Genomic DNA, 20,477 nt, shown 5'->3' on the forward strand with positions numbered 1-20,477 from the left:
AGGGAAACATGATAATCATGAAACGAATCATCAAGTTTTTTCAGTGTATTGATACAATTTCATAGCGCTAGCCCCCCTGATTCAAAAAAATGTATTTTACCCCAAAAAAAATCAAAAATAAACAAATGCTCCGCTCTAACAGACTCAAGATTAAGCATTTTTTAGTTTCACGCATCATATTGAAAAATTGGGGATATTTTTTGAAGATTCTTTTTTTAAGAAACTATTTTACTTTTTTGTGTCTGCGTTTTTTTAATCATCTTTTTTTAAATCATCAAGGCGCCTTTTCAAATCAGCATTATCAGCATGGATTTTCAGCACCATCTCCTTAAAAGTCTCAAACTCTTCGCGTGAAACAAGATCAAGTTTGTTTGCTATCTTTTCAGCCTGCACACGAAAAGCTGTTCCAGCTTCACGTCGTATACCTTGCGCAACGTCAGCAGCATCTGTTGCTAATTTTGCTAATTCATCAAGAATACGGTTTGATCCATTACGCATAATATTTTTCCTTAAATTTAAATTATTGACGCACGCATTATAGCGTATTCTCATAACATTTAGATACTGTAATTTGTTCCTTTTACCCTATTTTTACCCTGCTGTGCAGATATTTCATGACGATTTTGTTTAAAATTTTTTATATTCCTTTTATCATCATAATTCTTTTACCACATAAACTAGTGGAAATCTATTGCCTTTTCTAACTTGCCTCCCTCCTGACTTGACCATTGTGCATTCATCTGTCATTTCTGATCATCAGAGTCACTTCATATTCATCTCATAATGTAAGATGCTTAACTCATGAACAATTTGTCTTGTCCAGCCATTGCTTTTCCGTCTTTTCTTAATCCTGTCATTATCCAGCTAGGTCCCATAACACTTCATTGGTATGGACTTGGTTACGTGCTGGGTATTCTTTTTGCTTGGTGGTATGCGCAAAATTTATTAAAAAAAACATCTCTATGGTATAGAAACCACCCTCCTATGGATAAAGAGAAGATCGGAGATTTTGTTGTCTGGTCTGCCATAAGTGTTGTTGTTGGAGGACGTTTAGGACAAGTTCTTGTATGGGATCCCATTTACTATTTTAACCATCCAAGTGCTATCATTGCCGTATGGGATGGGGGAATGTCCTTTCATGGCGGACTTATTGGTATTATCATTGCTATGATCTGGTTTGCCCGTAAAAATCATATTAACATACGAGCCATGTTTGATATCATTGCTGCAGGTGCTCCTATTGGTATCGGCATTGTACGAATTTGCAACTTCATCAACCAAGAATTATGGGGCAATATTACTACACATCCTTGGGCTGTTTGTTTTCCTCTCGATCCTTACTATTTACCGCGCCATCCAAGCCAACTTTATGAAGCATTTATGGAAGGATTTCTTCTCTTCATCATCCTGTGTCTTCTTATTTTTTGGTTCAAAGCATTAAAACGTCCCGGTACTGTATCAGGGATATTTATTATAGGCTATGCAATAGCACGCAGCATTTCTGAAATTTACCGTGCTCCTCAAGAAGATCCAGAATGGTTTTCCACACTTTTCCATTCTACTGGTTTTACCTATGGCATGGCTTTATCTCTTCCCATGTTTCTTTTAGGGGGATATCTTCTTCTCCATGCCTTTAAATATAAATCGACAGAAAATGGCCAGTCTCAAAGAAAAAATTAAAGAAATTATTGCCCTTAATGGACCAATCACTGTTAGCCAATATATGACGTTGGCACTCACCGATTCTCAATTTGGTTATTATCAAACACAAACACCTTTTGGACGTGCTGGTGATTTCATTACAGCACCTGAAATAAGCCAACTATTTGGAGAGATGATTGGCATTTGGACTCTTGCAAGCTGGAAAGCTCAAGGTTATCCTTATCCTTTTATTCTCGCTGAAATAGGTCCAGGACGTGGAACTTTGATGGATGACATTTTGCGAACTATCCAAAAGCTCTCTCAAACGGCATTTAATGCTGCTGAAATTTTTCTGATAGAAATAAGCAAAAAACTTGCAAAAGAACAAAAAAAGCGCCTTTGCTCTTATCAAAAACAAATCCATAGCATTGAAAATTTTAATCAAATTCCTTCAAAACCTCTCTTCCTCATTGCTAATGAATTTCTCGATACACTCCCTATCAACCAATATATTAAAGTCAATGGAGAATGGAAAGAGCGCTGCATTACAGTCAATCAAAATGGAGATTTCATCTTTATTGCTGCCCCACATAGACTTCCCTCTTCTTGTCTACAAACCTATTGTTCTAAAGTGCCTGACGGAACAATTTTTGAACATGCCCCCTTACGACATCAGTTCATGAAACAAATCAGCCACCATTTAGTGCAAGTAACAGGTTCTGCTTTACTTATCGACTATGGTGCTTGTGATCTTGCTTTTGGTGATACGCTGCAAGCTCTCTCAAAACATAGATTTCGTGATGTTTTCGATGCCCCTGGTGAACATGATTTAACATCCCATGTTGATTTTTCTTTTTTAAAAACCATCGCTCTTGAACAGGGCTGTTTTGCTGAAATCTTCGAGCAAGGAGAATTTCTTTTAAAAATGGGGCTACTGGAGCGCGCAAAACAGCTTGGAGTGGGAAAAAGCACTCCTTTGCAAGATAAAATCCGCCAAGACATCGAACGGCTCGCTGGTCCAGATCAGATGGGAAAATTATTTAAAGTTTTACATTTCAGTGATAAAAACATCTCCATCCCTCCCCAATTTTGATGATCAGCGCTTTTGTCAATAAGCACATCATTATCTAAACTGTTCATTGACAAATATGAACATCTCCACCCTCACTTCAAATAATCTCCATAAGGAACTTTTATGAAATCTATCCCTCATCCCATTCTTGCAAAAAATCTTTCTACTTTACACATCCATGGGATAAAACATGGATTTTTTACACGTCAAGGTGGTGTTTCAAAAAATCTTTATCATAGTCTTAATGTTGGGAAAGGTTCAAATGATCAACCTGAACATATCGTACAGAATCGTCTTTTGATCGCCAATTATTTTTCTATTGAGGCGAAAAATTTAGTCACAGTCAATCAAATACACTCCTGTAACATTGTCGTAGCTCATCAAGCAACTATCGGTACCCCTCCTCAAGCTGATGCTCTGGTTACGACCACCCCAGAACTCGTTATTGGGATTCTTACAGCAGATTGCGGCCCCATTCTGTTTGCTGATCCACAAGCTGGAGTCATCGCTGCAACTCATGCTGGCTGGCGTGGAAGCTTAAATGGAATTATCGAGAAAACAATTGCTGTTATGGAAAAACAAGGAGCCAAAAGACAATCAATAACAGCAGTCCTTGGACCTTGTATTGGCCCTTATCACTACGAAGTAACAAGTGAATTTTACAACCAATTTATTGATTGCCACAGCAAATACCAAAAATATTTTTTAAAAACAGAAAAAGTCAATCATTTTCGCTTTAATCTATGGGCATTTATTATAAACAAACTCAAAGAAGCAGGCGTTAATGCTTCTTGTGTAGAGCTTTGTACCTATCAAGATGAACAGCGTTTTTTCTCCTATCGCCGTGCAATTCACCGCAACGAACCCGATTACGGACGGCAAATTTCCGCTATTATGCTGAAAAACAAAAGATGAGCCCCTTTTATACTTGGAACAATACCAAAACTGCAAAACTAAACTTTTTATCCAAATGTAAAAATAAATCCCATTGTACTTTTCTTTTTTCACGAAATTATCTACCAGCCCATAAAATATGATTGCCTTCGCTATGATCATTTCCAATGTTTGGTTATAATGATTGAAGGCAAGATTATACTTCATTTTATTACTCCCCTTCATTCATCTTCAATATGAAACATTCTCCATATTGAAAGCATTTTTTATAAAGTAATAACCAAAAAGCTTAATCTATATGTATTTCTTTGCCACATGGAGAAAAAACTTTGCTCTAACAGTAATAAACTTTTGGAAAAAGAGACAACATACCGCATAGCTCTTTAACAATAATCGATAAAATTGTAAGGCTTTTGTAATTGTTCTCTTGCAATTTAATAAAAAGAAATTAAAAACCGTATCGCATTCCCACCATGATGATTCAGAGGTTCTACTATGAAACTTTTCTGCGGAAATTCTAATCCACGCCTTGCTGAAGATGTTGCAAATTATTTGAATATCCCCTTAGGCAAAGCAACTGTAAAACGCTTTGCTGATCAAGAAATTTTCGTAGAACTGCATGAAAATGTACGTGGACAAGATGTTTTTGTTTTGCAATCTACATCCTATCCCGCAAATGATCATTTGATGGAATTGCTCATCATGATTGATGCCCTTCGTCGTTCTTCTGCGCGTCGTATTACAGCTGTTATCCCCTATTTTGGCTATGCCCGCCAAGATAGAAAACCAGGACCACGAACTCCTATTTCTGCAAAACTTGTTGCCAATCTCATTACTGAAGCAGGAGCCCATCGTGTTTTAACATTGGACCTTCATGCAGGACAAATTCAAGGTTTTTTTGATATCCCTACAGATAATCTCTATGCTGTTCCTGTCATTTCTCGCGATGTCAAAGTGCATTATTCTCTTGAAAATGTTATTGTTGTTTCACCTGATGTGGGTGGTGTGGTTCGCGCGCGCGCGCTCGCCAAGCGCTTGAACAGTTTGCTCGCTATTGTGGATAAACGTCGTGAAAGCCCCGGTGAATCAGAAGTTATGAATATCATTGGAGATGTATCGGGAAAAGATTGCCTTTTGCTTGATGATATTGTTGATTCAGGTGGAACTTTATGCAATGCAGCAAGTGCTCTGCTTAAACATGGTGCCAATAGTGTCACGGCTTATATCACGCACGGTGTTCTTTCTGGTAATGCAATCGAACGAATTGCCAATTCAGAGATGAAAGAATTGGTTATTACAGATTCAATTATGCCAACACAAGCTATTGAGAAAACCCATAATATTCGTGTTTTGCCCATTGCCGACCTTATTGGAGAAGCAATAGCAAGGACAGCAGCAGAACAATCGGTTTCCAGCTTATTTGGTTAAAGTGGTTCCTTGGGGTCTCCCGGTGCTGTTTCAACACCAAGATCAGGAAATGCAACAATACGTTGACCACTAAAATGCGTGTGAATAACAATAAGTCCACGCTCTTCAAAGTAGGTTAAAAGTCGGCGTGCACGGCTTAAAGAATGAGTCCCATAAAGACGTGCTAAAAATGCATCAGATGGACAGGGCTTTCCCCCTAATGCGGACTGTGCCACGTTCAAGAAGACTCCTTGAACATCTTCTTCCAAACTTTCTGATATTTGCAAAATATGTTTCCAATGTTCACTGACAGCCGTTTGTTCATCAACAAAAGCCTGAGCAATAGCCAACTTACGCCGAAATTGTGAAAGATTAAAAGGAACCTTTGACATACCATGGATACGACAACGAACTGAAAAATCTTGATAAAGCACCGCTGTTGAACGATAAAAAGCTTCAGAATCCTCAAGAATTTCCCGAATAATATGTTCTGCTTGCCCGTCACGCTCAACATCAGAAAGTTCAGGAAATAAACTCGGGTTTTCTTCCAACAACTCTTGTTTTTTATGCACGACCTCCTCTAACATCTCGTGCATTGATTTTTCCCTCATCGGCTCTCGTGTTTGTTTAAATGGCGTTAAAATTTCCTCTGGTGAAGCAGTAAAAACGAGCTCTTGTACATCATCTCGCTCTGTTGGAAGTGGCATTAATTTAGGGCTAGAAGAGCGTGCCAAAGTTTCAACAGAACCGATAATAATTGGTAAGGGACGTCGTGATAAAGCAGGGCCTAAAGCTATAAAATTTCCTCGTTCAAGATCTCTAAACATTTCCGCTTGGCGACGCTCCATCCCCAAAAGATCAGCGGCGCGCACCATATCAATATCTAAAAAAGTCCGCCCTATTAAAAAGTTTGAAGCTTCAGCCGCAACATTTTTGGCAAGCTTAGCCAAACGTTGTGTCGCAATAACACCAGCAAGACCACGTTTACGCCCTCGACACATCAGATTGGTCATAGCGCTAAGAGAAATCTTACGTGCTTCATCAGAAACTTCTCCTGCCGCGGTTGGAGCAAACAATTGTGCTTCATCGACAACGACAAGCATAGGATACCAATAATCACGTTCCACATCAAACAGTGCCCCAAGGAAAGCCCCCACAGCACGCATCTGTTGTTCAGTGTCCAAACCTTCAAGATTAAATACCACCGAAACCCGATGTTGTCGAATGCGATGTGCAATACGTGTCAATTCTAGTTCGCTCCGTTGAGCCTCTACAATAACATGACCAAATTTTTCTGCCAAAGTTACAAAATCGCCTTCTGGATCAATCACACAATGCTGCACCCACTGAGCACTTTGCTCCAGAAGACGGCGTAAAAGATGTGATTTCCCTGAACCAGAATTACCTTGTACAAGAAGACGTGTTGCCAATAATTCTTCCAAATCAAGAAGTGCTGGCATCGATTTATGCAAAGCACGACTTTCTGACATCTCACCCAAGGCAATCTCAACCTTCATAACATCTCCAGTGTTTGATTTTGAACATATTAGCGCATATTGGTTGATTCTCCATCCGCACTATAATTTGTAACATTTCCTCCTTTTTAACGGTAGAAATCATCGATTTTTCCCACAACTCTTGCATCTATGAATAGTTTGAACTATAGAACAAACTTCTGCGTAGACACCCTTGGAGGCAACGCAGAATGGAGTGATCGCTGTTGGTTAGCGCATATCTTCATATCCGTGCAAAAACTATTACTGTTTTTGAAGGATCTCCAATCATGTAAAAAGGACTTAAATTATGAGCAAAAGCTACACTCTTAAGGCCGAAAAACGCGAGCGGGTTGGTAAGGGGTCCTCCCGTGAACTTCGCCGCAACGGTCTTATTCCTGCTGTCATTTATGGTGAAAAACAACCTCCTTTGGCAATAACAGTTCCCTATAAAGAAATTTTCTACAAAATTCACGCCGGTGGTTTTCGTACCACTATTGCAACAATTGTTCTTGACAAGCAAAAAATTATGGTCTTGCCAAAAGACTATCAACTCGATCCCGTGCGTGACTTTCCCCTTCATGTAGATTTCTTACGCATTTCAGCAAAATCCGTTGTAGAAGTGAATATTCCCGTCCACTTCCTCAATGAAGATACAGCACCCGGACTTAAAAAGGGAGGTGTTCTCAATATTGTTCGGCACGAAATTGAATGTACTGCTCCAGCAAGTGCTATTCCTGAAGCTATTGAAATTGATCTCTCCAGCTACTCTATTGGTGATTCTATTCATATTTCAGCAGTACAACTGCCAAAAGATGTGACTCCCATCATCCAAGATCGAGACTTTACCATTGCAACCATTGCAGCTCCTGCTGGCATGGATGTCAGTGATGAAACTTCTGAACAAGAAAATAATGAAGAAGACACACAAACTTCATAAAACTCAAAAGGCGGAAATTTGTTCCGCCTTAATTTATGAGACATTACCCTTACTCATACTTTGACTGAAGATGCACATGTGGCTTATTGCTGGTCTTGGCAATCCTGGTTTACAATATCAAAACAACCGCCATAATATCGGCTTTATGGCTGTTGATGCCATTTATCAGTCCTTCTCTTTTTCTCCATGGTCAAAGAAGTTTCAAGCAGAAATCTCCAATGGTTTCATAAATAATGAGAAAATTTTTCTTATAAAACCACAAACTTTTATGAATCTCTCTGGTCAAGCTATCGGTGAAGCTTTGCGATTTTATAAATTAGATTTGAAGAATTTGATCATCATTTATGATGAGTTAGACCTGTCACCGGGAAAAGTTCGTATAAAAATTGGTGGAGGAAATAATGGGCATAATGGCATTAAGTCTATTGATGCCCATTGTGGTACTGACTATTGTCGTATACGCATAGGAATTGGTCATCCTGGAAGCAAAGAACTTGTTCATCAACATGTCTTGGGGAATTTTACCAAATCTGATCAAGAATGGTTATCCCCTCTCTTAGAGACAATTGCAAAAAATATCGCTCTCCTTATAAAAGATGATAAATCCCTTTTTATGAATGAAGTTTCACAAACGATAAAAAACAATCAGAACCATTGGCTTGCGTGTCCCAGTCGCGTGAAGAATATGGATAAGAACTCTTAAAAAAGAAAAAATCCTCTTATAAACTTTCTCAAAGACAAAATCTGTTGGCAACGTGAGAAGCTAGAAAATAGAATCAAAATACAAGCTTGTATACACTTTTGAGAAAGAAAGGCTTATCTTCTCTTTTAAGAGAAAGAGAAGATTGAACAGAAAACCAAAATACTTAAATGGCTCTCTCCAATCCTCTCCCCCAAATTAAAAAAATTCATTTGGCTGAATGGTCGACTGTAGCGGACCGTAGCCATTTGATTGTTGACTATAAACTGTAGGAATACTCCTATTGTTTTGCAACACCACAACACGCGAACCAACGGGAACACGATCATAAAGATCGATAATATCTTGATTAAGCAAACGAATGCACCCACTTGAAATAGCACGCCCAATTGACCACGATTCGTGTGAGCCATGAATACGGAAAAGTGTATCTTTTCCATTTTTGAACAAATAAAGTGCCCGCGCACCTAATGGATTATCGGGCCCTGGTGGCATTCCTTTCCCAAGATGACCATAACGTTCTGGTTCTCGAGCCATCATAGCTGCAGTAGGAGCCCAATTTGGCCACCGACGCTTGCGCTGTATAACCCCCTCACCTTCAAATGCTAGGCCTTCTTTACCGACTCCAATCCCATAACGTAAAGCTTTCCCATTTTCACCAATAAGGTAAAGAAAACATTCTTGCGTATCAATAACCAATGTTCCAGGGGGATAAGATGTATAATAAAGCACTTCTTGTCGCCAAAACTTTGGTTCAATTGTCGCAAGATCAACAGCAGGTAACAAATAAGCCTCATTCGTTACAGGACCGTATAAAGCTTGTATCTCCGGTGGAATGTATCGAATTTGTTGAACAGGAACCGATGACATATCTGACTGATGTGTAGCACATCCAGCCAAAGCTAAAAGTGCTGCAATTAAAAAGGCACAACGAGATAACACTCTTCTATTTTCTCCGATTAATTATTTATTGCAGATTTGCATACCATGAAAAACTTAGCACAATATTAACATTAATTCGAAGTTTTCTTATCCTTGAAACTAAGGAGAACATTAAGATAAGAAGAACTAAGGTAAAACAAGTAGATTGTTTGTCACTGTAGACTTTTTTCTCACTTATCGCAAGACAAGGACTATAACTCTTCTGAAAATATGCTATAAAAAAGAAGCTTTATCTTGACCATAAAATCAATAGAAAAGAAAGACTCTCATGGGCTTTAAATGTGGTATTGTCGGATTACCTAATGTCGGGAAATCAACTCTTTTTAATGCATTAACAAAAACAGCCACTGCACAGGCTGCCAATTATCCTTTTTGTACCATTGAACCCAATACCGGTGAAGTTGCTGTTCCAGATTTACGAATGGAAAAAATTGCATCAATCGCTGGTTCAAAAGAAATAATTCCTACACGCATTAACTTCGTTGATATTGCGGGACTTGTACGAGGTGCTTCAAAAGGCGAAGGTTTAGGGAACAAATTTCTAGCCAATATTCGCGAAGTCGATGCCATTGTCCACGTTTTACGCTGTTTTCAAAACGAAGATATTACCCACGTAGAAGGACGTATTGATCCTGTTAGTGATGCAACAACGGTTGAAACCGAGCTCATGCTTGCGGATCTTGAAAGTCTTGATAGACGAATCGTACAAATTCGTAAACGAGCAACTGGAAAAGACAAAGAAGCTCTCGCAATTCTACCCGTTATGGAAAAAGCATTAAACATACTACAACAGGGAAACCCTGTCCGCTTATTGCTCAAAGATATCTCTTCCGATGAACACCATATTCTTAAAAGTTTGAATCTTTTAACTTCCAAGCCTGTACTTTATGTTTGCAACGTAAGCGAAAATGACGCCGCTCATGGAAATAGCTTTACCCAAACAGTTGAAAAAATGGCAACAGAGCAAAATGCGCAAAGCATTATCATTTCTGCTTCTATCGAAGCGGAAATCACACAACTGAGTGATGCTGAAGCATCAGAATATCTCAATGCTTTAGGACTCTTTGAACCGAGTCTCAATCGCCTCATTCGCGCTGGTTACCATTTACTTGATCTCATTACTTACTTCACCTGTGGGCCTAAGGAAACACGAGCTTGGACAATTACGCGTGGTACAAAAGCTCCCCAAGCAGCTGGCGTTATTCATTCAGATTTTGAGCGCGGTTTCATTCGTGCCCAAACCATCAGCTACAATGACTATATTGCTCTGGGTGGAGAAAGCGGTGCAAAAGAAGCAGGAAAAGCCCGTGATGAAGGAAAAGAATACATTGTGCAAGATGGCGATGTCATGTTATTTAAACATAATACTTAAATCTTCACTCTGTCTTAATAATTTATCTTGAAAACTTTGATAATAGCTCCTTGGAATCTTGTCGCAAAAGCTCTCAAGAGTTTTTGGAACAAAAAAGCTGTTGCTAGCATATTATTATGATAGCAACAGCTTGATCCCTTAAAGAATAGAAAGATAGAATTAGTGTGCCCAACGCCCTTCGTATTTAAATGTTGGAGCATCCTTTAAAGAATCTTTTGTCGCATTTGTAATGAGTTTCCATTTACCATAATCATTTGTCATCTGGATTGTTTCTGGAGAAACGACCACATAACTCTCGCCTATACCAAGAAAACCACCAACAGCAATAACAAATCCTGCAATATTATTTTCACGTAAAATAATATCTTTTACTTCACCAATATTTTCATCTTCTATATTATATACATTGGCGCCTATAAGACTGGAAGCAACAAAATCCGTTGCTAAAGGTGTCACATAACGCACAGACTTATCTATCCCCACCTGCACAATACCCGTCGAAGAGATCATTTCAGGTTTTGAAGGCACTTCAAAAGACTGAGCATAAGTACTAGAAACCATCAAAATTGACATAAGAGTAGTACATGCAATTTTTTTCATTTTAACATCTCCATTTTTACTTTGCTTTTACTTTATAAAACCTCAATGCATCATAAAAAGATTTGTTCCTTATGCTCTTTATACTCTATACTCTTTCGAGCCTTGTCGCTTTACCCTTTTCTCTTTATTTCGTCTTTTGTTTCTTTCTCTAACTCTTCTTCTAAACCACACCAAATACGATTTTTTAAAATATAAACAAGCCCTGCAAAAATGATTAAAAATAAAATAACACGAAAACCGGTTTTTTTACGAATTTCCATATGAGGATCGGCAGCCCACATCAAAAAAGCAGAAACATCGCGCGCATAGTGTTCAATAATTTCTGGGGTTCCATCTTCATAAGCAACCATACCATCACTCAAAGGAGGAGCCATAGTTAAAGAATTATCGGAAATAAAATAAGGATTATACCAATAACCATTCGCAATTTTTATCTCCTTCGGTGCCTTCTGATATCCTGTTAAAAGAGCTGTAATATAATCTGGACCAGCTGTATCATAATGAGTCAAAATATCCGTAATTAAAGCAGGAAACGGCAAAGATACACCACGTGCACGTGCCATCAATGACAAATCTGGAGGATAAGCACTATTCAAAATAAATCTTGCTTCTTCTTCATACGCAAAGGGAGAAGGAAAATAATCCGTTGCAACCCCAGCACGTTTAAAAAATTTTCCTTCTCGATTAGGACCATCGCGCACTTCATATTGCCCCGCCAAAGCTTTGATCTGTTCTTGATCATACCCAAGAGCTTTTAAATTGCGAAAAGCCACATATTTTAGCCCATGGCAGCTGGAACAAACTTGTCTATAAACCTTTAATCCGCGCCTCAATTGCGCCTTATCATAAAGCCCAAATGGACCTGAAAAACTCCATTCTTGTTTTTTAGGAATCTGTAAAGGAAAAGAAATAAATCCCTCTTCCTGATCAGAGGCATCACTCGCTAAACTCTGAGCAGAAAAGCCCATGGCAACAATAACAACCAGCCCGACAAAAACATTTACCATAGTCTCTTTTTTTTCTGTTTTAAATCTTGCATAATTGAAGAAGGAAGAGAACAATTTTTTTCAAACGCTGGTAAAGTCGGCAAAATAACCAAAAAAAATATAAAATAATAAACCGTAGCCAATTGTGTCCATAAAAGAATTTTGTCACTTATTTCTCTTGACCCCAACCACCCAAGAAAAACGACATCAATAACCAACGCCCAAAAGAAAATTTTATAAACAGGTCGATATCTTGCTGCACATACTTTAGAGCGATCTAACCATGGCACAAAAATTAAAATGCAAATCGAACTGACGAATAAAACAAAACCAACAAAGTTTGAAGAAAAAATACCAATATCAAAGGTTATAGCACGAAGCATCGCATAAAAAGGCAAGAAATACCATTCTGGAACCACACGAAGAGGTGCCTTTAAAGGATCTGCCACACTATAATTTTCAGCCTGCCCCATATAATCGGGCATATAAAACAAAAACCAGGCAAAGAAGATGAGAAAAACAGTCATAGCAAGAATATCTTTGATAAGCGCATAAGGCGAAAATGGAACCGTTTCCTTATCTGATTGTATAGCAAGACCTGTTGGATTGCCTTGCCCAACACAATGAATTGCCCAAATATGCAGCCCCACAAAAAGAAGCAAAACAAATGATAAAACATAATGGAAAACATAAAAACGATTCAACGTTGGTTGTCCTACGATATAACCACCCAGAAGTGTCTCATGCAACCATATCCCCACCAAAGGTATCGTTTTAAAAAGCCCTGCAATCACTGAAGCCGCTGAAATAGACATCATCCCCCAAACAAGCACATAACCAAAAAATGCTATTGCCATCATGATGATATAAATAAAAATACCTGTAACCCATACCATTTCTCGCATGTTTTTATAAGAACCATAATAAAGTCCACGTGCCAAATGGATATAAACAGCAATAAAAAAAAACGAAGAGCCTACACAATGCCATGGACGAAAAAGCCAACCAAACTGCCCTTCACGCCGAAATCGTTCACTAGTTTCAAAAGCCAAATGAATATCTGGAACATAATGCATAGCCAAGACAATACCAGTCAAGAGCTGTGATAAAAGCATAATGGTTAAAATACCGCCAAATGTGTAAAAGTAATTAAGATTACGCGGAACAGGAAAAATCACAAATGCATTATAAAAAAAACGAGGAAGAGGAAAACGCTTATCAAACCAACGGGCAAAAGCATTTTTAGGACAATAAGGAGAAAACTTTGTCATAACCTTATCCTATTTTGAGCAAAGTATCAGAAAGAAATTGGTAAGGTGGAATAGCCAAATTATAGTTAGCTGGACCCGACCGTATTCTTCCAGCTGTATCATAAACAGACCCATGACACGGACACAACCACCCTCCCAATTTTCCCGATTGTTCAAGTGTTACACAGCCTAAATGCGTACAAAGATTAATGACAATAAGCCAATTTTCACGCCCTTTACCTGCTGAACGTGCAAAATCCGTTGCTTCTTTTTCACCTTCAATATTAGGATTGCGCGCTTGACGATCTTTTAGAAAACTCAATTCAGTAGCGCGCGCATCAGCAATTTCTTTCGCTGTACGGTTTCGAATAACAACAGGCTGCCCTCGCCACTTTACCGTCACCGACATCCCCTCTTCAATACCAGAAAGATCAACCTCAACGGAAGAAGATGCCAAAACAGCCTCATCTGGACGCAACTGACGGATAAAAGGCCACGTAACCACCCCCATTCCAACTGCTCCTGCAACAGCTGTTACCAAAAACAGAAAATCCCGCCTCGTCTGCTTACCCATTGCCTTAACTTAAAGAGACACCTTGTTAAAACGTTTTTTTATCATACCCTTTCCCATTGTACAATGCCTGATCATTTAGGTGCCTTAACTATGAAATATCCCTATTTAAAAAAACTCCTATCATTTGTATGCTTTATACGTACCATGGGGTTTTGCTTGGCTGTATAACCTCTTGAACGATCAGTTCCACACATGTAACTTTAATATATTAACCACTTCCCACTTTTAAAGATGGAGGAAGGGAGGTACTTAAGCAACCTTTTTAATGAGGGGATTAAATCTGGATTATAACCGATCATGTCTTCTCTTCATCCATATGGATGATGCTTTCGCCGTCATCACATGCGTCTGATGGAGCATTTTGGTCAAGAATATCGTCTTTGTCTGGTGGGGTGTTAGCTACGTTTCCAGCTGCATCTTCTTGCGTTTCATCAAAAAGTTCGCACTCTATTTTTGTTGTATATCGACCTGTTTTATCGAGCTTGTGTTTAACGTTTTTTATGCACCATTCTGTTGGAATATAAGGGCGGAAAAGGGAATCCTAAACCAGCTTTGCTTCGGTTTGCACAAAGGGATTTCTACTTATAATACATTGATTTATAATGATAATTTAGAGTTATTTATATTGAATTAGAACCCCGAATAACGTAGGATTCTCTCATTTCAAATCTGTGTATCTTGAATCAATCAAACTAAAAAAATATAAACAAACCATAAGCATTTATTAACCATATTTTGGTTCATTTTTGAATGTGTTTTATTTATAGAAAACAATATGTTATCATGCAATTTTTGATGTGAATCTTTATGACTCTTATTGAGAAAGAATGAGAGACAAGAGAGCTAAAGTTATCCACAGATAATGGGGTTATGCACCCCATATCTTAGGTTTGACCAGTGACATAAGCCGCCCATTTATCCATATAAACACGGCGCTGTTCTAGATAATCAGTACGACGATAGGCACACTCTACTTGCCCTCCTACCGTATGACTTAGAATGGTTTCAGCGACCTCATAGGGAGCATCGGTTGTTTCAGCGAGCCAATTACGTAAACTAGAGCGAAATCCATGGGGGCAGGCTTCAAGTTTATTACGTCTCATGTAAATATACATACACTTCTCAGCGAGGGGACCGCGACCTCTAGCAGAAAAAAAGAAATCATTGCGAGAAAGCAAGCGCGCTTTTTTTAAAACTTCTAATGCCTCTATTGATAAGGGCACACGAAATTTTGTTGTAGCATCACGCTTGCCTTTCATATTCTCAGCAGGGATAGTCCATATATTACCCTCAACTTGATCCTTATGGATATGACGTAAAGGATTTGTTCGAACGCCTGTCAGAATAAGCAAACGCAAAGCCAGTTGTGTCATAGTTATTTTTTGACAAAGCGTTTGATAAAAAGCCGGCACATCTCTCCAATCCATAGTTGGTCTATTAATAACCTTATGACGTTGTTTCCCTAAGAGAGTGCGTGCTTTTTCGGTTGCCTGTAAATCAACATCCAAACCTAATGCAGCCGCATGTTTGAGACAAAGATTAAGACGATTAAGAGCTCTATAAGCAGTTCCAGCTTTTGTATGCCAAATAGGGGCAAGGGTATCGCATATCTCTGTTTGTGTAATCTCTGAAACGGGGAGGCAACCTAATTTAGGGAGAATATGAAGGCGTAGAGGTAAAAACCAATGTCCATCTTTCCCATCCCTTTTTAATTCAGCTTTCCGACTTTCAAAAGTCTCTAAAGCAATATCTTTTAAATAATGAAGATTGCTTATTGCTTCACGCTTTTGTTTATTGCGTTCTTTAATAGGGTCACGCCCCTCACGTAAAACCGAACGCCACCCAGTTGCCAATTCACGTGCTTGTTTTAAAGAGACATCTCTTAATGCACCCAAGCCCATTTCGCGACGGCGCCCGTGAATGGTATAACGGTAAATCCATTGCGCACCTCCATCTTTACGCTTATGAAGTAACAAGCCGGCACCATCATTATATTTGCCAGCCCCCAATGTTGCGACAGCCCTTGCATTAAGACGGTTCATAAGAGCCATTTTTACTCCTTTCTTATATAAATTTTATCCCCACACTCATCCCGCTTGTGATGTGCAAGTGAGTGGTTTTGATTGATTCAAGATACACAGATTTGAAATGAGAGAATCCTACGTTATTCGAGTGTCTAATTTAATATGAATAACGCTATATTATCTATATAAATCAATGACTTGTATGAGATTTAATCGTTCATTTCAGTTAAATGAGACAAAATATGCTTTTTATGTAAAAGTATAAGCAGAAAAAATATCTATACAACCAGTTGGAGTTGGAGAATGGAGCGATACTGTAAATTTATTTAAAGAGCTTATCGACAAGCTGAACAGTTTATTTACTGAGATCTGACTATAACAAGACTATGTTTTTTTCTTTAAAAGTATTTATTTACACGCTATCTCTATTTGTAAAAGACAGAGAAGTGATTTTGAGTGATTTAAATTTAATATGAATAGGTTTGAAATGGAAAAAACTTACGATATTTAGGAATTTCATTCACTCTGTAAAACCATACATTATCATTAAACCAGTTTCTTGTATAAAGCATTCAGGCTGCGGAACTCTGGATTGCCTTTTTCTGAAAGTGCACGATAAAGTTGTGTAGGATTCAGTTTGGCTGCTTTGGCAACAGCTTGAACACCACCATAAGCTTTTGCCTTTTGGCGTAGAATTACAAGCAGTTCAGCCTAATCATCATCTGCTAGGATTGCATCAAGGGTAGCTGCTGCCAACTCAGAGTCATCATGGAATATTTCTGCCATTGCATCATCATGGTTACGGTCTTTCATTTTTGCACTCCTTTAATCTTCACGATTTTGCCAATCACGCCAGCAAGCACATGCGCAAGTGATATCGGTCTCTTGTGTTTTTTGCTGCCACCACATAATAGCCACAATACGGTCTTTTCAGATTGGACATAATAAACTCGGTAGCCAGGAACAACATTAATACGCAATTCATGAACACCATCAGAAGCAGCTTGAAATCGCCAAAGTTTTCCTGCTCTAAACGATTAAGGCGGCGAATAATTGCAGTTTTAGCCTGCATATCACGGAGCTTTCGCAGCCAATCAGCTATCACGCCTTTGCCACCAGAGGTAAGGTAGTGACGTATTTCAAACATGATGTTATATTCGTTTATAAACGAATATTTTGTCAGGAGAGAAATTAAAAGTTGAGAAAAAATCTTCTTCTATTCCAATGAAAAAGCGACATGAAGCTTAACCAAGCGATCTTTCTGAATGAGAAAGATATCATTTTTTAATCCAGCTCTGCTTTTTGCGGGGCTTTTTTTATGGAGAATCATATGCGAAAAATATCATCAGAAGGACTTGCACTTATCAAAAAATGGGAAGGGTTGCGTTTGAATGCCTACTAAAGACGCCATTGGGATATGGACAATCGGTTATGGACATACAAACAGTGCTGAAAAAACTTTTATTTACGAAGACATGACAATCACTGAAAAACAAGCAGAGGATGTTCTTTGCCAAGACTTAAGACAATTTGAAAATGCTGTTGAACAAGCCGTTCAGTCGCCTTAACGGATAAACAATTCGCAGCTTTAATCTCCTTTTGCTATAATGTAGGAACAGTAGCCTTTTGTAACTCAACACTGTTAAATAAAGCTTAATAGTGGTGAATATGAAGCTGTCCCTGCAGAACTACAGAAATGGACCAAAGCAGGTGGTAAGCGCTTGCAAGGTCTCATACACCGGCATGCGCGGCAGAAACAGGCTTATGGGCGAAAAGGGCTTATGTTTCCTCTAATTATCAAACCATAGAAACGCAAGCACCAACGAGGGTTTTCAAAGCAGAAGCATTGGCACCAGTTATTGGGTCTTTTTCAGGGCTTGGTGGTTTATTGGCAGGCAATGATCTCATTCAATGAGCTCTTACTACCATTATGATTTTAGCCACATGTGCTGGCATTTTCTTTGTTGCTAAACGCTTCTAGGAGCACCGTTTATGATCTTATGGATGAAAAGAAATCTGATGGTAACAGGTACAGCTTTAGCCGCTTTTTTATTACGTTAACAAGAGCTTTTACTCTTGAGAAAAAAGTAGAACAGCAAAAGCAAATAGAAAAAACCTTAAAGGAGCAACAACACGGCTGGAGGTGGAAAATGAAATTAATCAAAAAAGTGATGCTGATGTGCGTTCTGAGCTTTCTCGTTGGGTGCATAGCAAATAGGTCTACTTCTTGTGGTGGTTGGTTGCCAATCTATTTAGATCAGCAAGATGTCAGCGTCATCAGTTCCAATTTAGCAAGAGAAATCTTAAAGCATAACAAGCAAGGCGAACGCTTATGTGGGGGGGAATATGGCTAAAAAAAAACACAAGACGATACAGAGCTTACAGAAGCGGAAAAAGAAATCCTTCAGGAAACCATCATGACCTACAAAAGCGTAAAAGTGATGTTGCGTTATACCAAATGAATTATATTCATCATCTTCTTACTGGCACTTGATTTTTCACGTATTATGGATGCGATAGACAATGTCTTTGCATATTTAAAACAGTGGTTCTCAAAGAGCTAAACATACCAAACCTCTCTTTAAAATATGAAAAACTGATAACGATACAGCTTTTCTCTTGAGAAAAAAACCGATGTTTATCGTGAGAGTTTTATAATCAAGCCTTCAAATTCATTGAGTCGTGAAATTGTTGGAATGTTTGCTAGAAAATTGCATATCTTTTCAAAATTAGCAAAAAGCATACACTTTATAAAGATATGTTGAAAAATCCTATTCCTACCTCTTATTATATAGCCCCAAACCTTATAAAAACATCAATGAAATCAATAAGTTATAGCATTATAAAAACGCAGTGGCGGAGAGGAAGAGATTCGAACTCTCGAGAGCCTTTTGAGCCCTACTCCCTTAGCAGGGGAGCGCCTTCGACCACTCGGCCACCTCTCCAACAGAGAGGCATAAATGGTATCAACAGAAAGTTCAAGACTTTTTCGATTTTTTTCCCAAATATCTGAAAATTTTTCTCCTATTGATCCCATAGGACCAAAAGTTAATAAAACAAAAATTGTGTCTTTTTTACCACATTGTCTCGAATAGTATATGTATACATTACAAAAAGGTAATTTCATATTTGAAACTCTAAAAAGATTAGTATAGCTAAGATAACAAGTGCTGCGTATTTTGCTTATGTCTTTGTCCTTAATGCGTTAGGCAAATGGTACTCTTTAGAAGAAATTTAACCGGACCGCGGAGATCCTATATGAATATTAAATCCCTCTTTTTAAGCTCTACAGCAGCTTTTTTAGCAGTTTCTGGAGCACATGCTGCTTCAACAGTTATCGCCGAACCCGAACCTGTAGAATATATTCGCGTTTGTGATGCCTACGGAAAAGGATATTTTTATATCCCTGGAACAGAAACCTGCATGCGTTTATCAGGAAATGTTCGTACTGATTTTATAGGCGGTGATAATATCGATGCAACAACCGAAACTGAACTAAGAGACAAAAGAAAAACCTATGGCGCAGCATCACGGCTCACCCTTGTTTTTCAAGCAGCTTCTGAAACAGAAATGGGAACACTTCGTTCATATGCAAGAATTTATTCAAACTGGGGTAATGGTAGAGACAACGCTGCTGCAAAGCTTGCCGCGGCTTACATTGAACTGGGTGGTTTTCGCGTAGGTCTTGATGACACAATTTTCAACAGCTGGACTGGTGATTATGGAAATGTTCTCAATGATGACAGCATAGCGCCTGCCGGCACAACACGCACCAATTTTATTTCCTACACCTTTAGTGGTGATTCCGGCTTTTCTGCTATTATCGGCGCTGAAGTAGGCAATAATGCAGATTCTCTTCCAGGAATAACAGGATACTACATTGATAAAGATGATAAGCTTGTTTCTATCACTGAGGGTACTCTTCCAAGTAAAGCAATTAAAAATTACACCCCGAATGTGGTTTTGGGTATAAAGTTCATGCAAAAATGGGGTGGTTTTTCAGCAGTTGCAGCATATGATGCTTACTACAAAAAGTGGGCTGGAAAAGTACGTGCAGATTTCAATGTCAACGATCGTTTCAATCTATGGGTAATGGCTGGCTATAAAAATGGCCTTGATTACTACACAGTAAATGGAAATGATGAATTATCACGAAAAAGCACAACGATTTATGCAAACTGGGGTGGTAAATGGGCAGCTTGGGCGGGTGCCACTTACAAGCTTACGCCAAAAGCAAATTTGAATGCACAAGTTTCTTATAGTGCTGTAAAAACCTTTGCAACTTCTGTAAATATTGCATACACATTGGTTCCGGGATTTGTGATTACACCTGAATTAACCTATGTTAATTGGAATGATGATCGCATTGTGAAGGATCAAAATAATAATGAAAAACATTTATTCAATAAAAAAAGTGCTCTTCAAGGTATGATCCGTTTACAGCGTTCATTCTAATCCTATTTAAGCTACAGCTTTTAAAAACTGGCAACATGGTTTGCCAGTTTTTATTTTTGGAATCAAATATCATGAATATCTTTTCCTGATACGTATTGTCTTGTCTCTCGGAAAAAAACGACTTAGT

At 38.5% G+C, this 20,477-nt stretch carries 16 protein-coding genes, 1 tRNA gene and 5 pseudogenes; 11 read left to right on the forward strand and 11 right to left on the reverse strand.

Annotation, left to right across the window (positions count from 1 at the left end):
• Window positions 1–252: 252 nt before the first annotated feature.
• Window positions 253–498 carry an accessory factor UbiK family protein gene (locus tag ACFIKI_RS01490; RefSeq protein ID WP_273791228.1) on the reverse strand — a complete coding sequence of 82 codons (246 nt, stop codon included), beginning with the start codon at window positions 496–498 and terminating at the stop codon, window positions 253–255.
• 303 nt (window positions 499–801) lie between these two features.
• On the opposite strand from ACFIKI_RS01490, the gene lgt reads away from it, so the two are divergent.
• The 4 genes from lgt (at window position 802) to ACFIKI_RS01510 (ending at window position 5,035) form a co-directional block, all read left to right on the forward strand.
• Entirely contained in the window at window positions 802–1,680 is an 879-nt protein-coding gene (gene lgt, locus ACFIKI_RS01495; protein WP_375665355.1) for a prolipoprotein diacylglyceryl transferase, read from the forward strand.
• Complete coding sequence (locus ACFIKI_RS01500) at window positions 1,655–2,734, forward strand: class I SAM-dependent methyltransferase (protein ID WP_375665530.1); 1,080 nt, start codon at window positions 1,655–1,657, stop codon at window positions 2,732–2,734. The genes lgt and ACFIKI_RS01500 overlap by 26 nt, the downstream gene beginning before the upstream one ends.
• A 102-nt stretch (window positions 2,735–2,836) precedes the next feature.
• Window positions 2,837–3,628 (forward strand): peptidoglycan editing factor PgeF, encoded by a 792-nt coding sequence (gene pgeF / locus ACFIKI_RS01505; RefSeq protein ID WP_375665357.1) that lies wholly within the window; start codon window positions 2,837–2,839, stop codon window positions 3,626–3,628.
• Window positions 3,629–4,102: 474 nt separating this feature from the next.
• Window positions 4,103–5,035, forward strand: coding sequence for a ribose-phosphate pyrophosphokinase (locus ACFIKI_RS01510; protein ID WP_273791232.1), 933 nt, complete (start codon window positions 4,103–4,105; stop codon window positions 5,033–5,035).
• Here ACFIKI_RS01510 and ACFIKI_RS01515 read toward each other — a convergent pair.
• Complete coding sequence (locus tag ACFIKI_RS01515) at window positions 5,032–6,531, reverse strand: helicase HerA domain-containing protein (RefSeq protein ID WP_375665358.1); 1,500 nt, start codon at window positions 6,529–6,531, stop codon at window positions 5,032–5,034. The genes ACFIKI_RS01510 and ACFIKI_RS01515 overlap by 4 nt on opposite strands.
• Before the next feature lie 286 nt (window positions 6,532–6,817).
• Between ACFIKI_RS01515 and ACFIKI_RS01520 the strand changes: the two genes are divergently transcribed.
• Both ACFIKI_RS01520 and pth read left to right on the forward strand, forming a co-directional pair.
• Window positions 6,818–7,447: a 50S ribosomal protein L25/general stress protein Ctc gene (locus ACFIKI_RS01520; protein WP_375665359.1), complete on the forward strand. Its 630-nt coding sequence runs from the start codon at window positions 6,818–6,820 to the stop codon at window positions 7,445–7,447.
• 76 nt (window positions 7,448–7,523) lie between these two features.
• Window positions 7,524–8,150: an aminoacyl-tRNA hydrolase gene (gene pth, locus ACFIKI_RS01525; RefSeq protein WP_375665360.1), complete on the forward strand. Its 627-nt coding sequence runs from the start codon at window positions 7,524–7,526 to the stop codon at window positions 8,148–8,150.
• A 195-nt stretch (window positions 8,151–8,345) separates the two neighbouring features.
• On the opposite strand, the gene ACFIKI_RS01530 is transcribed toward pth, so the two are convergent.
• Window positions 8,346–9,089, reverse strand: a complete 744-nt coding sequence (locus ACFIKI_RS01530; protein WP_375665362.1) for a L,D-transpeptidase — start codon at window positions 9,087–9,089, stop codon at window positions 8,346–8,348.
• 268 nt (window positions 9,090–9,357) lie between these two features.
• Between ACFIKI_RS01530 and ychF the strand changes: the two genes are divergently transcribed.
• Window positions 9,358–10,461 carry a redox-regulated ATPase YchF gene (gene ychF, locus ACFIKI_RS01535; RefSeq protein WP_375665363.1) on the forward strand — a complete coding sequence of 368 codons (1,104 nt, stop codon included), beginning with the start codon at window positions 9,358–9,360 and terminating at the stop codon, window positions 10,459–10,461.
• A 159-nt stretch (window positions 10,462–10,620) separates the two neighbouring features.
• On the opposite strand, the gene ACFIKI_RS01540 is transcribed toward ychF, so the two are convergent.
• The 7 genes and pseudogenes from ACFIKI_RS01540 to ACFIKI_RS01570 all read right to left on the reverse strand — a co-directional run bounded on the left by ACFIKI_RS01540 (window position 10,621) and on the right by ACFIKI_RS01570 (window position 17,042).
• Entirely contained in the window at window positions 10,621–11,061 is a 441-nt protein-coding gene (locus ACFIKI_RS01540) for a PRC-barrel domain-containing protein (protein WP_375665364.1), read from the reverse strand.
• A 110-nt stretch (window positions 11,062–11,171) separates the two neighbouring features.
• A complete protein-coding gene (locus ACFIKI_RS01545; protein WP_375665365.1) occupies window positions 11,172–12,068 on the reverse strand; it encodes a cytochrome c1 in 897 nt (298 codons plus the stop codon).
• Window positions 12,062–13,318 (reverse strand): cytochrome bc complex cytochrome b subunit, encoded by a 1,257-nt coding sequence (locus ACFIKI_RS01550; protein WP_375665366.1) that lies wholly within the window; start codon window positions 13,316–13,318, stop codon window positions 12,062–12,064. The genes ACFIKI_RS01545 and ACFIKI_RS01550 overlap by 7 nt, the downstream gene beginning before the upstream one ends.
• Before the next feature lie 4 nt (window positions 13,319–13,322).
• A complete protein-coding gene (petA, locus tag ACFIKI_RS01555) occupies window positions 13,323–13,871 on the reverse strand; it encodes a ubiquinol-cytochrome c reductase iron-sulfur subunit (RefSeq protein WP_375665367.1) in 549 nt (182 codons plus the stop codon).
• Window positions 13,872–14,166: 295 nt separating this feature from the next.
• Window positions 14,167–14,463, reverse strand: a pseudogene (locus ACFIKI_RS01560) (late control protein); the annotation flags it as partial.
• A 292-nt stretch (window positions 14,464–14,755) separates the two neighbouring features.
• Entirely contained in the window at window positions 14,756–15,922 is a 1,167-nt protein-coding gene (locus tag ACFIKI_RS01565; RefSeq protein WP_375665368.1) for a tyrosine-type recombinase/integrase, read from the reverse strand.
• Window positions 15,923–16,720: 798 nt separating this feature from the next.
• A pseudogene (locus ACFIKI_RS01570) lies at window positions 16,721–17,042 on the reverse strand (type II toxin-antitoxin system RelE/ParE family toxin).
• A gap of 183 nt (window positions 17,043–17,225) precedes the next feature.
• Here ACFIKI_RS01570 and ACFIKI_RS01575 point away from each other — a divergent pair.
• The 3 pseudogenes from ACFIKI_RS01575 (at window position 17,226) to ACFIKI_RS01585 (ending at window position 18,459) form a co-directional block, all read left to right on the forward strand.
• A pseudogene (locus ACFIKI_RS01575) lies at window positions 17,226–17,876 on the forward strand (lysozyme).
• Between the two features lie 11 nt (window positions 17,877–17,887).
• Window positions 17,888–18,113: pseudogene (locus ACFIKI_RS01580) on the forward strand (hypothetical protein).
• A gap of 128 nt (window positions 18,114–18,241) precedes the next feature.
• Window positions 18,242–18,459 (forward strand): annotated as a pseudogene (locus ACFIKI_RS01585) (hypothetical protein).
• Window positions 18,460–18,749: 290 nt separating this feature from the next.
• Here the strand turns inward: ACFIKI_RS01585 and ACFIKI_RS01590 are convergent.
• Window positions 18,750–18,840 (reverse strand) — tRNA-Ser (locus tag ACFIKI_RS01590).
• 313 nt (window positions 18,841–19,153) lie between these two features.
• Between ACFIKI_RS01590 and ACFIKI_RS01595 the strand changes: the two genes are divergently transcribed.
• Window positions 19,154–20,350: a porin gene (locus ACFIKI_RS01595; RefSeq protein WP_375665369.1), complete on the forward strand. Its 1,197-nt coding sequence runs from the start codon at window positions 19,154–19,156 to the stop codon at window positions 20,348–20,350.
• The last annotated feature ends 127 nt before the right edge of the window (window positions 20,351–20,477 follow it).

The sequence above is a fragment of the Bartonella sp. TT121SHDZB genome (genome assembly GCF_042193415.1).
In the GTDB taxonomy this organism is placed as follows: domain Bacteria; phylum Pseudomonadota; class Alphaproteobacteria; order Rhizobiales; family Rhizobiaceae; genus Bartonella.